Origin of the sequence: Pseudomonas sp. NPDC008258 (assembly GCF_042956345.1) — a bacterium.
Taxonomy (GTDB): domain Bacteria; phylum Pseudomonadota; class Gammaproteobacteria; order Pseudomonadales; family Pseudomonadaceae; genus Aquipseudomonas.
Genome location: NZ_JBIBGE010000007.1, coordinates 1 through 14,040, shown reverse-complemented (window position 1 = coordinate 14,040; position 14,040 = coordinate 1). Strand labels below are relative to the sequence as shown.

The following is a 14,040-nucleotide window of genomic DNA, read 5'->3' as shown; positions in this document are numbered from 1 at the left end:
GGAGCGGGCAAGCCCGCGAAGAGGCCGGTGCAGGCTAGCCCATCACTTCAAAGTCCCTCCAGCTCAGCCATCAGGTCGCTCAGCCGGTCGACCTTGTCGTCATCCAGCGCGCTGCCCTGCAACCCTTGCACATACTCAGCCAGCTCCTCCACCGTGCTGCACTCGAACATCGCCCGCAGCGGCACGTTCAGCTGCAACTGCTTCTGCACCCGCGAAGCAATCTGCGTAGCCAGCAGCGAATGCCCGCCCAACTCGAAGAAGTTGTCGTGCACCCCCACCCGCTCGGCCTTGAGCACATCGGCCCAGATACCGGCCAACACTTCCTCCAGCTCGTTGCGCGGCGCCTGATAGGCCTGGCTGTGCTGGCCGCCGATGTCGATGGCCGGCAGCGCCTTGCGGTCGAGCTTGCCGTTGGCGTTGTGTGGCAGGTGGTCGAACCACCCCCAGTGCAGCGGCACCATGTATTCCGGCAACTCGGCACGCAGGCGTTGCTTCACCTGCTCCAGCAACGCGGCGTCGGCAGCAATGCCCTGGTGCGCCACCAGGTAACCGACCAGATGCTTGCCATTGACGCCTTCCTGCACGCCCACCGCAGCATCGCGGATTTCTGCCTGCTCGTGCAGGCGCGCCTCGATCTCGCCCAGCTCGATCCGGTAACCGCGGATCTTCACCTGGTGGTCAATGCGCCCCACGTACTCCAGCACCCCGTCCGGGCGCTGCCGCGCCAGGTCGCCGGTGCGGTACAGGCGCTCGCCTGGCGCTCCGTAAGGGTGAGGCACGAACGCCAAGGCCGTGCGCACCGGGTCGCCGACATAGCCACGGCCCACCCCGGTGCCCGCCACGCACAATTCGCCCACTGCACCCAGCGGTACCAGCGCCTGGTCTTCGCCGAACAGGTACAGGCGATTGTTGTCGGTCGGCGTACCAATGGGCAGGTAGCTGCCTTGGGTCGACGCAACATCGACACGGAAGAACGCCACGTCATCCGAGCATTCTGCCGGGCCATAAGCGTTGACCAGGCCGATCTGTGGGTAACGTTGCAGCCACTGCGCCGCCAGCTCCGGCGGCATCGCCTCGCCGGTCGGCAACATCCACCGCAGCCCATCCAGGGCCTGGTGGTCGTTGGCCAGCATGCCCTGGATCAGCGAGGGCACGCTTTCCAGCACCGTGATGCCGGTGGCTTGCACATGCGCCAGCAGGCCCTGCGGATCATGGGCGATGGCATTCGGCACGATCTCGACCTTGGCGCCAAACAGCGGCGCGGCGAGGAACTGCCACACCGAAATGTCGAAGCTCTGCGAGGCCGTCTGGGCGATCACGTCCTGCTCGCTCAGCGCCAGGTACGGCACCTTGCTCAGCTGGTTGTTGAGCATGCCGCGCTGCTCCACCATCACCCCTTTCGGCAGGCCGGTGGAGCCTGAGGTGTAGATCACATAGGCCAGGTTGTCCGGGCCGCTGTGGATGCCGGGGTTGTGGCTGGCACCGGGGCTTGACTGGATGTCTTCCCACACCAGCAACTGCGGCCGCACCGCAGCCCCCAGCTCGCCCAGCAGTTGCCGGCCTTGCTCGGCACAGGCTGCGCTGCACACCAGCACCGGGGTGCGGCTGAGCTGGATGATGCTTTGCAGCCGCGCCGCCGGCAGGCCCGGGTCCAGCGGCAAGTAGCCAGCACCGGCCTTGAAGCTGCCAACGATCATGCCCAGCAGCGGCAGGCCACGCTCGGCCAGCAGCGCCACCGGCTGGTCCACCTTCACGCCCGCCGCGATCAGGCTGTGGCCCAGGCGGTTGGCCGCCAGGTTCAGCCCGGCGTTGTCGTACGACGCCTCCAGGCAACGGGCAACGGTACGTTCCGGGTGCACCGCCACCTGCGCTTCGAACTGCGCAACGTAGCTCTGCTCCAGCGGATAAGCCCGCTCGGTGCGGTTGCAGTCTTCCAGCAGGAAGCGCTGCTCGTCGGTGCCCAGCATCGGCAGTTCGCTCACCTCGCCCTCGAACCCTTTCACAAGGGCCAACAACAGGCGCTTGAACTCGGCCAGCAGGCGCTCGACGGTCGGGAAGTCGAAGTAGCGCTGGTCGAACGACAGGTGCAGGCCCAGGTCGTCACCGGGGTAGCACACCGCCGTCAGCGGGAAGTTGGTATGTGTGCGCCCCGAGTCGGAGCTGGCGTTCAGGTGCTGGGCGTGGTCGAGCACGGCGGTTTCCACCGGCGCGTTCTCGAACACGAACAAGCTGTCGAACAGCGGCTGGCCCTTGGGCAGTTCGCTGCAGTCCTGAATCGCCACCAGCGGCAGGTATTCGTACTCACGCAGCTCCATGTTGCTTTGCAGCAGGCCTTGCAGCCACTGGCGAACGCTGCAGCGCTCACACGCTACCGGCAACTGCACGCGCAGGGCAACGCTATTGATGAACAGGCCGACGGTGCGCTGCATCTGCGGCATGCTGACCGGGCGCCCGGCCACGGTTACGCCGAAGGCTACGTCGCGGTCGCCGCTGTAGCGCGCCAGCACCAGGGCCCAGGCCGCCTGGGCGAACGTGTTGACGGTCAGCTGGTGAGCCTGTGCCAGTTCGCGCAGGCGCACACCATCACTCACCTCCAGGCGGGTGTAGCAGTCGCCAACCACCATGCCGCTACCGGCGTGGTCATGGCGCAACGGCCGGTCGCTGGGGATGGCCGTGGCGCGTTCGAAACCGGCCAGGTTGGCCTGCCACCAGGCGCGTGCATCGTCCAGGCCCTGGCGTTGCAGCCAGCCGATGTAGTCGCGGTAACGGGGTGGTACCGGCAGCTGTGCCTGACGGCCTTCGCCAAGGGCCTGGTACACCTCGAAGAAGTCGTTCATCAGCAGCGAGCGGCACCAGGCATCAATCAGGATGTGGTGGTTGCTCATCATGAACCAGTAGCGCTCGTCGGCCACGCGCACCAGCCGCAGGTGGAACGGTGCCTCGCTCAGGAGGGCGAACCCGGCCTCGCGCTCCTGCTTGTGCAGGGCTTGCAGACGCAGCTCCTGGGCATCGTCCGCGAGGCCGCGCCAGTCCTGGTAATCCACCGCCAGGTTCCCCGGTTTGTGGATGATCTGCAGCATCGCCTCGCCGCTGTTCCAGCTGAACGATGCGCGCAACGCTTCGTGGCGCGCCACCACGGCCTGCCAGGCCTGGGCGAAACGCTCGGGGTCCAGGGCGCTGTTGATGCGGTAGCGGTCCTGCATGTAGTAAAGGCCCGTGCCCGGCTCCAGCAGGGTGTGCAGCAGCATGCCTTCCTGCATCGGCGTCAGCGGGTACACATCCTCGATCTGTGCCGCGGGTACCGGCAATGCGTCGATTTGCTCCTGGCTCAGGTGCGCCAGCGGGAAGTCCGACGGGGTGAAGCTGCCGTTGCCATCGGCCAGGCAATGGGCGACCAGCGCCAACAACTCCTGGCGATAGGCTTCGGCCAAGGTGGCAATGGTGCGCTCGTCGTAGCGTTCGGCACTGAAGGTCCAGCGCAGTTGCAAGGCACCGCCATACACCTGGCCATCGACGCTCAGCCAGTTAGGCAGTGGTGCGTCGAGACCATGCGCCAGGCCAGCCGGGGCTTCCAGCGGCTGGAACAGCGCTGCGCTGTCGAACTGCTGGTCGAACTGGCCCAGGTAGTTGAAGGTGATGCGCGCCTGCGGCAAGGCCGCCATCTGCTCGCGCCCGGCCGGGTCGGCCAGGTAGCGCAGCACGCCATAGCCCAGGCCTTTGTGCGGCACCTGGCGCAGTTGCTCCTTGATGCGCTTGATCGAACCGGCACGCGCCGCCTCGTCCTCGCCTGGCAGCGGGCGCAGGCTCAATGGATAGGCGTTGGTGAACCAGCCGACACTGCGGGTCAGGTCCATGTCTTCGAACAGGCCGTCACGGCCGTGGCCCTCAAGCTGCACCAGCACTTCTTCATCGCCGCTCCAGCGGCACAGGGCACGCGCCAGCGCCGTCAGCAGCAGGTCGTTGACCTGGGTGTGGTAGGCCGCCGGGGCCTGTTGCAGCAGTTGCCGGGTCTGTTCCACGTCCAGGCCGATGGCCAGGGTATGGGCGTGGCGATGCAGGTTGCCACCTTGCGGATGGTCGCACGGCAATTCGCGGCGCACGCCGCCCAACTGGCCTTGCCACCAGCCCAGCTCGTCGCGCAGCGAATCGCTGCCGGCGTAGCTGGCCAGGCGTGCAGCCCAGTCGCCCATGGCGTGGGTCTTTGTCGGTAGCGGCTGGCCACGGTACAACGCTTGCAGGTCTTCCAGCAGTACCCGCCAGGATACGCCATCGACCACCAGGTGATGGATTGCCAGCAACAAGCGCTGGCCGCCCTGCCCGTCGCGCACCAGCAAGCCACGCAGCAACGGCCCGTGTTGCAGGTCGAGGCTGCGCTGCAGGTCGGTGTACAGCGCCTGGCAATCCGCGAAGTCGGCAACGGTTGCGGTCCACAACAGTTGCTCGGCGCCAGGCTGGGCGTACTCGGCCTGCCAGCGGCCACCGGCCTCATTGAAGCGCAGGCGCAGGCTGTCGTGGTGCTGCACCAGTGCAGCCAAGGCCTGCGCCAGTGCGCCTTCATCCAGCGGCTGACGCGCCTCCAGCAACACCGCCTGGTTCCAGTGTTGCGGCTGCGGCACCTCGCTGCCGAAGAACCAGTGCTGGATCGGCGTCAGGCCGGTCTGGCCCTGGCGCTGGCCCTGCTCGATGGTGCTGGCGGCTTCGCTGCGCTGAACAACGGCTGCCAGGGTCTGGATGGTCTGGTGCTGGAACAGGTCGCGCGGGGTGAACTGCAAGCCGGCCTGGCGGGCGCGGCTGACCACCTGGATCGACAGGATCGAATCGCCGCCCAGTTCGAAGAAGTTGTCCTGCACGCCGACCTGGGCAACGTTGAGCACGTCGCGCCAGATTTGCGCCAGCTGCGCCTCCACCTCGTTGCCGGGGGCCTGGTATTGCTGGCGTGCCTGTTCCAGGTCGGGCAGCGGCAGGGCACGGCGGTCGAGCTTGCCGTTACCCATCAGCGGCAGGCTGTCGAGCAATACCAGGTGCGCGGGTACCATGTAGTCCGGCAGGTGCTGGCGGGCATCGGCCTTCACTGCATCGCGCAGCAGGTTTTGCGCCTCGCTACCGGCAGTGGCCTGCTTGCACACCAGGTAACCCACCAGTTGCTTGCCACCCGGCAAGTCGAGGGCCAGCACCACCGCCTCGTCGACATCGGCATGCGCCTGCAAGCGGCTTTCGATCTCGCCCAGCTCGATACGAAAGCCTCGTATCTTCACCTGCTGGTCGGCACGGCCGACGTATTCCACCAGGCCATCCGTGCCCAGGCGTACCAGGTCGCCAGTGCGGTACAGGCGCCCGCCTTCGGCGCTGAACGGGTCAGCAACGAAGCGCTCGGCGCTGAGGCCCGGGCGGTCGTGATAACCCTGGGCCAGGCCAGCACCGCCAACGTACAGCTCGCCAATGCCGCCCTGTGGCAGCAAGGCCAGGTCTTCATCGAGGATGTAGGCAGTACGGCTACCAATGACGCGGCCGATCGGCACGCTGCCCAGCTCTGCCGGCAGCGTTTCTGGCGCCAGGCAGGCCAGCGGCATGACCACGGTTTCGGTCGGGCCATAGGCGTTGAAGAACTGCTGCGGCGCAAAGGCCTGGCGGATACGTTGCAGGTGCTCGCCGGTCAGCGCTTCGCCACCGGTAATCACCAGGCGCACCGGCAGTTGTTCGCCCTGCCCGCCCAGGTATTGCGCCAGCTGGCTACCGTAGCTGGGGGTGAAGCCAAGAATGCTCACCTGCTGATCACGCACCAACTGGCAGATTTCTTCGGCGCCCCACTGCCCTTGGGCACGCAGCACCACGCGGGCGCCGCACAGCAGCGGCACCCACAGGCGTTCGCTGGCGGCGTCGAAGTTGATCGAATAGAAATGCAGCTCGCAGTCGTCGCTGCGCATGCCGAACGCGGCGATCACCGCCTGGCAATGCATGGCGAATTCGCCATGGCTGACCACCACCCCCTTGGGCTTGCCGGTGGAGCCAGAGGTGTAGATCAGGTAAGCCTGGTGCTGCGGCAGGTTGAGGTTGTCCAGCGGTGCATCGCTGTAGGCCGACAGGCTGGCGGCATCGTCTTCCAGGCTCCAGCGGGCCACGCCTTGCGGCAGCTTGCCCAGGGTTTGCAGCAGCTCACGCTGGCTCAGCAGCAGGCCGATGCGGCTGTCTTCAATCATGTAGCGCAGGCGGTCGAGTGGGTATTCAGGGTCCAGCGGCACATAGGCGCCACCGGCCTTGAGGATGGCCAGCAGGCCGACGACCATTTCCAGCGAGCGCTCCAGCGCCAGGCCCACCCGCACCTGCGGGCCGACGCCACGTTCACGCAAGGCGCGGGCCAGGCGGTTGGCTTGCTGGTCGAGTTCGGCATAGGTCATGTGCTGGCCGGCGAAGGTCAGCGCACCCGCCTGTGGCGTGCGGGCCGCCTGGGCGGCGAACAGGCCGTGCAGGGTGTGGTCAAGGTCGAAATCGTGCTCGCCCTGCAACTGGCCCACCAGCACCTGCTGCTCGGCGCTGCTCAGCATTGGCAGCTCGCACAGGCGCTGTTGCGGGTTGTCGAGCAGGCCGACCAGCAACTGCTGCCAGTGCTCGGCCATGCGCGCAATGCGTGGCTCGTCGAACAGGTCACGGCTGTAGGTCAGGCAGCAGCCCAGGCGGCCGTCGAGGTCGGTCACCTCCAGGTACAGGTCGAACTTGGTGGCGCTGGCGTCGTTGACCAGGTAATCCACCTGCATGCCGGCCAGCGTGCGGCTTTGCTGGAAGGCCCAGCGTTGCACGTTGCACATCACCTGGAACAGCGGGTTGTAGGCGCTACTGCGCGGCGGCTGCAAGGCCTCGACCAGTTGATCGAACGGCAGGTCCTGGTGCGACTGGCCTTCGATGGCTGCCAGGCGCATCTGCTCAAGCAGCTGGCTGGCGGTCATCTGGCCGTCCAGCTCGCAGCGCAGTACCTGGGTGTTGAGGAAGGCGCCAATCAGGCCTTCGCTTTCCGGGCGAATGCGGTTGGCCACCGGCGCACCGATGCGCAGGTCACGCTGGCCGCTGTAGCGGTGCAGCAAGGCGGCCAGGGTGGCGGTCATGGTCATGAACAGGGTCAGGCCGCGCTGGCTGTTGAAGGCGTGCACGCGGGCGACCAGCGCCGGGTCGAGTTCAAAGCGGTACAGCTCGCCGCGGTGGCTTTGCACGGCCGGGCGCGGGCGGTCGGCGGGCAACGCCAGCACCGGGTGTTCGTCACCCAGGCGCGCCTTCCAGTAGGCCAGCTGGCGGGCGCCCTCGCCGCTTTCCAGCCACTGCCGTTGCCACACGCTGTAGTCCAGGTATTGCACCGGCAGCGGCGCCAGCGGCGATTCGCGGTCATCGACAAAGGCCTCGTACAGCTCGCCCAGTTCGCGGGCGAAGATGTCCATGGCCCAGCCTTCGGTGACGATATGGTGCAGGGTGAGGACGAAGAAGTGCTCGCGCTCTTCGGCCTTGACCAGGCAGGCGCGCAGCAGCGGGCCACGCTCCAGGTCGAACGGCCGGTGCGCCTGGTCGTCGGCCAGTTGTTGCAGGCGTTGCTGGCGGGCATCCGTTGGCAAGGCGCTGAAGTCTTGCCAGTCCAGTTGCAGGCCGCTGTCTTCAGCCACGCACTGGTAGGGCACGCCGTCGATGCTGGGGAAGGTAGTGCGCAGGGTTTCATGGCGCACGATCAGCGCCTGCAACGCACGCTCGAAGGCGTCTACGTGCAGGGTGCCGCGCAGGCGCGCCATGCCGCCGACGTTGTACGCCGGGCTGTCCGGCTCCATCTGCCAGAGGAACCACATGCGCTGCTGCGAGTACGACAGCGGCACCGCCTGGCGGCGGTCGACGCGAGCAATTTCGCCTTGCAGGTTGCGCTCGCCGGCGTCGCGGATGCGTGCGATCTCGGCGCAGAACGCGCCCAGCTCGCTGGCTTCGAACAGCGCCTTGAGTGGCAGCTCGACATCGCAGGCCTGGCGGCTGCGCGAGACGATCTGGGTGGCCAGCAGCGAGTGCCCGCCCAGGGCGAAGAAGTCGTCCTGCAGGCCGACACGCGGCAGGTTCAGCACCTCGCGCCAAATGGCGGCGACCTGCTGTTGCAGCTCGGTTTGTGGCTCGACGTGTTCGCGTTGCTGCCACACCGGAGCCGGCAGCGCCTTGCGGTCGACCTTGCCGCTGGGGCCCAGTGGCATCTGTGCCAGCGGGATGAGTTGCGCCGGCACCATGTAGGCGGGCAGTTGTTCAGCCAGCACCGCCAGCAACTCGGCGGGTTGGGCACTGCCGCTGTAATAGCCGACCAGTTGCGCGCCCACGGCATCCTTGTGAATCAGTACCAGCGCCTGCTCCACACCTGCTTGCGCCAGCAGGCAGGCCTGCACTTCCTCAGGCTCGACACGGAAGCCGCGTACCTTCACCTGCTGGTCGAGGCGGCCGAGGTACTCCAGGGCCTCAAGCTGCACCTGCCAGCGGGCGCGGTCGCCACTGCGGTACAGGCGCTCGCCATTGCCATCGGCCTGGGGCACGAAACGCTCGGCAGTGAGGCCCGGGCGGCCCAGGTAGCCACGGGCCAGGCCCGCGCCACCGAGGTACAGCTCGCCCGGTACACCGGGAGCGGTCAGTTCCAGCTCATCATCCAGCACGCGGCACAGCACATTGCCCAGCGGGCGGCCGATTGGCGAGCGCTCGCCATCCGCCACCTGGCAGTGCCAGTGGGTGACGTTGATGGCGGTCTCGGTCGGGCCATAGCGGTTGTGCAATTGCACCTGCGGCAACATTCGCAGCACACGGTCACGCAAGGCGGCAGACAGTGCTTCGCCACCCGAGAACAAGCGGCGCAGGCTGGTGCAGGCAGCTGCCTGCGGCTCCTGGACGAACACCTGCAACAGCGGTGGCACGAAGTGCAGCGTGGTCACACCATGGGCCTGCACCAGTGCGGCGATGCGCTGCGGGTCGCGGTGCTCACCGGGGCCGGCCAGTACCAGCTTGCAACCGGTGACCAGCGGCCAGAAGCACTCCCATACCGATACGTCGAAGCTGATCGGCGCCTTCTGCATCAGCACGTCGCTGTCGTTCAACGCGTAGGCGGCCTGCATCCACTGCAAACGCTCGGCCAGTGCCGCGTGGGTGTTGCCCACGCCTTTGGGCTGGCCGGTGGAGCCGGAGGTGTAGATCACGTAGGCCAGGTTGTCGCCGTGCAGGTGCAGGCCGGGCGCGTGGCTGGGCCAGCTGTCCAGGTGCAACTGGTCAAGGGCAATGGCGCTGACGCCGTCGACCTGCGGCAGCTTGCCCAGCAAGCTGCTGTGGCTGAGCAGCAGGCCGGCGTTGCAGTCGGCGAGCATGTAGGCCAGGCGTTCGGCCGGGTAGTCGACATCCAGCGGCACGTAGGCACCACCGGCCTTGAGGATGGCCAGCAGGCCGACCAGCAACTGTGGCGAACGCTCGATGGCAATCGCTACGCAGGTATCGGGGCCAACGCCTTTGTCGCGCAGGTAGTGCGCCAGGCGGTTGGCTTGCTGGTGCAGTTCGGCGTAGTCGAGGCTACCACCCTCCCAGGCCAGTGCGGTGCGCTGCGGGGTCAGGCGAGCCTGTTCGTTCAGTTGCTCGACCAGCAGGCGTTGCGGCGCCTCGGTGGGTGCCTGGCCCCAGCCCAGCAACTGTGCACGGCCAGGCTCATCCAGCAACTGCACCTCGCCCAACGCGCGCTGCGGCGCGGCACACACCTGCTCCAGCAGCGCCAGCAGGTGATGGGCCAGACGTTTGACAGTGCTGGCGTCGTACAGCTCGGCAGCATAGTCGAAGGCCAGGCTCAGGCGGCCCTGATGGTCTTCTTCACTGTGCAGTTGCAGATCGAACTTGGCTTCGCGGCTGTGCCATGGCATTTCCTCGGCCAGCAGACCCGGCAGGCGGCGCAGGGCCGACAGGTCGCGCTGCTGGTGGTTGAACATGACCTGGAACAGGCCTTGCTCACGGGCTTCGGGCAAGGCTTCGACCAGCTGCTCGAACGGCAGGTCCTGGTTGGCCTGGGCGTCCAGGGTGGCTTGGCGCACCTGGGCAAGCAACTGCGTGAACGGCAGGCGGCCATCGAGCTGTGCGCGCAGCACCTGGGTGTTGATGAAGAAGCCCACCATGCCTTGGGTTTCCAGGCGTGGGCGGTTGGCGTTGGGCACGCCGACGCGGATGTCGGCCTGGCCGCTGTAGCGGTGCAGCAGCGCCTGCCAACCGGCCAAAAGGACCATGAACAGGCTGGCCTGCTGTTCGCGGGCCAGGCCCTTGAGTGCCTCGGCGAGCTTGGCCGGCACCTTGAGGTTGAAGCGTGCGGCGCTGTGTTCGCGCTGGCTGGTGCGAGGGTGGTCGGTGCACAGGTCGAGCACCGGCAGGTCATCGCCCAATTGTGCCTTCCAGTACTGCAATTGGCGTTCGGCTTCACCGTCGGCCAGCCATTGTCGCTGCCAGGTGCCATAGTCGGCGTAGCCCAGGGCCAGCGGTGCCAGGTTGGCTTCCAGACCTTGGCAGCGGGCGGCATAGAGCTTGGCGAATTCGTCCAGCAGGATGTTCAGCGACCAGCCGTCGGCGACAATGTGATGCAGGGTCACCCACAGCTGGTGGTCTTCGTCGTCCAGGCGGGCCAGGGTCACACGCAGCAAAGGGCCTTGAGTCAGGTCGAACGGCAGGCGCGCCTCGGCTTCACGCTGGGCAGCGACCTGCTCAGCGGTTTGGCCTTCAAGGTCAAGGCGGTGCACGTTGAACGGCTGTAGCGCCAGGATGCGCTGCCGGGCCTGGCCGTCTTCCTCGCTGAAGACGGTGCGCAGCGATTCGTGGCGCTCCACCAGCGCCTGGAAGGCAGCTTCCAGGGCGTTTTCATCCAGTTCGCCACGCAGGTGCAAGCCCGCCGGAATGTTGTACGCCGCCGATTGCGGTTGCAGTTGCCAGAGCAGCCACAGGCGGTTTTGCGCCAACGACTGGGGCAAGGCCTTGGCGCGCTCCAGTGTGGCAATCGTTGCCGTGCCGGTACCGCCTTCGGCGATGATCAACGCCACGGCTTTGCTGTAATCGGCCAGCACCGGCGCTTCGAACAGGGTGCGCAGGCTCAGGTGGATACCCAGCTCATCGGCCAGTCGGGCGGTAGCCTGGGTGGCCGCGATGGAGTTGCCGCCCAGCAGCAGGAAGTGGTCGTCTGCCGCAACCGCCTCCACCTTGAGGATGTCGCGCCACACCGCAGCGATGCGTGCTTGCAGTTCATCGGCAGCACTCGCGCCTGCAACGGCTTCGCTCACATCCGGGAAGCGGGCATAGCAGTCCAGGCTGCCATCGCCCATGCGCAGGCGGCAGGCGGAGCGCTGGAGCTTGCCGCTGGAAGTCTTGGGCAGCGCACCCGGGTTCAGCAGCAGGACCACGGCCGGAGCCTGGCGGCAGGCATCGGCGATCACCTGGCGCAGGGTCTTGATCAGGTCCTGGGGCTTGAGTGCCTTTTGCACGTTGCGGCTGATTTCCACCGCAACGCCGATCCCCTCCTCGCCCTGGTGTTCGACGCCGAACACGGCCACCCGGCCTTTGCGCAGTACGTCAACTTCACGCTCGAGGGTTTTCTCCAGGTCTTGCGGGTACAGGTTCTGCCCGCGCACGATCAGCATGTCTTTCAGGCGCCCGGTGACGAACACCTCGCCCTCGCGCATGAAGCCCAGGTCACCGGTGCGCAGCCAGGTCTGGCCGTCCATTTCAACGAAGGTGCGGGCACTGGCTTCGGGGTTGCGCCAGTAGCCCAAGGCGATGCTCGGCCCGCCAGCCCAGATTTCACCCACCTGGTTATCGCCCAGCACCTGCAACTGCCGGGGCTCGACAATGCGCACGGCGTGCCCGGGCTGCGGGTAGCCGCAGCTCATCAGCACGCTGCCCTTGCCCGGCTGTGCGCGGTTGGCGGCGAAGGCTTCGGCGTCCAGTTCCAGCGCGGCGATACCCTGGCCGCGACGGCTGCCGCTGACGAACAAGGTGGCTTCGGCCAGGCCGTAGCTGGCGAAGAAGCTGGACGCATCGAAACCGCAGGCCTGGAACTTGTCGGCGAAGGTGGCCAGGCTGTCCTGACGAATCGGCTCGGAACCGGAATAGGCCACGCGCCAGCGGCTCAGGTCGAGCCCGGCCAACGAGGCCTCGCTGACCCGCTCGCTGCACAGGCGGTAGGCGAAGTCGGGGCCGCCGCTGATGGTGCCGCCATACTCGCTGATGGCCTGCAGCCAACGCTGCGGCCGGGCCAGGAAGTAACCCGGCGACATCAGCACACACGGCACACCACTGAAGATCGGCTGCAGCAGGCCACCAATCAGGCCCATGTCATGGTACAGCGGCAGCCAGCTGACGATCACGTCGTCGGGGTTGAGGTCGATGCCGAAACCTTGGCGGATCAACTGCTCGTTGGCCACCAGGTTGCCATGGCTGACCTGCACGCCCTTGGGCAGCGCGGTGGAGCCCGAGGTGTATTGCAGGAAGGCGATGTCATCGCTTTTCAGCGCGGGTTCGCGCCAGCTCGCGGCCAATGCCGGGTCCAGGCCGTCCACCGCCAGCAGTTCGGGGGCGTTGTCTGCTGCCAGGGCCTCCAGGCCCTGGAGGTTGTCGCGCAGTGCCGCCACGGTCAGCAACAGGCGCGGCTCGGCGTCGTCGATGATCGACAGCAGCCGCTCCTGATGGTGTTGGCGCGCAGACTCCGGTGGATAAGCCGGCACCGCGATCACACCGGCGTACAGGCAACCGAAGAACGCCGCTACATACTCCGGGCCACTGGGGAACAACAGCACCGCACGGTCGCCAAAGCCGGCCCGGGCCTGCAAGGCGGCGGCAATGGTGCGCGCGTGCTGGTCGAGGTCCCGATAGCTGAGCACGGCCTGCTCGCCGGGGGCGTCGGCGAGAAAGCGCAAGGCGATCTTGTCCGGGGTCTGCGCTGCGCGTTGCGCCAGGGCCTGGACCAGCGAGAGCGGGAGTTCGAAGGCGTCCGTCATGGGGTGTTCCTGCCAGTGTCTGGTTGGGGCGAGCCGGCTGCTCCGCGATCTTGAGCGGGCAACGTAAGGCGGCCGGATGTACACAGGGGAACGGATGGGCAGGGGAAGAAATTAAAGGGATTGTTCAGGTGCAGAGGGGGCTGGAGGTGAACCGGTTCACACTGGCTGCTTAGAACCGAAAGATACAGATACTAATTACGTTTCGTATTTGACAATCATTATCATCTTGAATAGTTTGTCGCACGTCGTAGGAAGCTTCCCAGCCTTGGGTGCCTCCTTTCCCCTCTGTGACAAGGTGATTTCCATGGCGGAACAACTATCCACAAGTAAGTGCGATTCACCATTACTGCAGGCCTTCGTCGACAACCGCAGCATCCTGGTCAAGATTGCTGCGCGCATTACCGGTTGCCGCTCGCGCGCTGAAGATGTGGTGCAGGATGCGTTTTTCCGGCTTAGCGCCGCCCCGCAGATTACCTCGTCGTTCAAGGCGCAGCTCAGCTACCTGTTCCAGATCGTGCGCAACCTGGCCATCGACCATTACCGCAAGCAGGCGATGGAGCTGAAGTACTCCGGCAGCGAGGAGGAAGGCCTGAACGTGGTCATCCAGAACGCCTCGCCCGAAGCCACGCACATCAACCTTGCCGCGCTGGACGACATTGCCGAGGCGCTGAACGAACTGCCCCAGCGTACCCGCTATGCCTTCGAGATGTACCGCCTGCATGGCGTACCGCAGAAGGACATTGCCAAGGAACTGGGGGTGTCGCCGACACTGGTCAACTTCATGATCCGCGATGCACTGGTGCATTGCCGCAAAACGGCTAATCGGCAGGCCTGAAACTTCAGGCTCGCGCCCACGGGGCTGCTGCGCAGCCCATCGCAGCGGTTCGTCGCCACGACAAGCCAGCTCCCACCCCGACCGCATCAACCTCAAGCCATGCATTACGCCTGTGGGAGATTCTATGGTTTTAGGGAAGTTTTTTAAGCGGCTTTTGATCGATACTCGTCTCCGCTTTTCAGTAGGGCAAATACTACTCGCGCC

At 66.3% G+C, this 14,040-nt stretch carries 2 protein-coding genes; one reads left to right on the top strand and one right to left on the bottom strand.

Annotated features, from left to right (window positions below; translation table 11 throughout):
- Positions 1 to 47 precede the first annotated feature (47 nt).
- Positions 48 to 13,001: a non-ribosomal peptide synthase/polyketide synthase gene (locus ACFY9W_RS07350; protein WP_391127796.1), complete on the bottom strand. Its 12,954-nt coding sequence runs from the start codon at positions 12,999 to 13,001 to the stop codon at positions 48 to 50.
- Positions 13,002 to 13,305: 304 nt separating this feature from the next.
- Here ACFY9W_RS07350 and ACFY9W_RS07345 point away from each other — a divergent pair, with 304 nt between their 5' ends.
- Complete coding sequence (locus ACFY9W_RS07345) at positions 13,306 to 13,836, top strand: RNA polymerase factor sigma-70 (protein ID WP_201207791.1); 531 nt, start codon at positions 13,306 to 13,308, stop codon at positions 13,834 to 13,836.
- Positions 13,837 to 14,040: the final 204 nt, after the last annotated feature.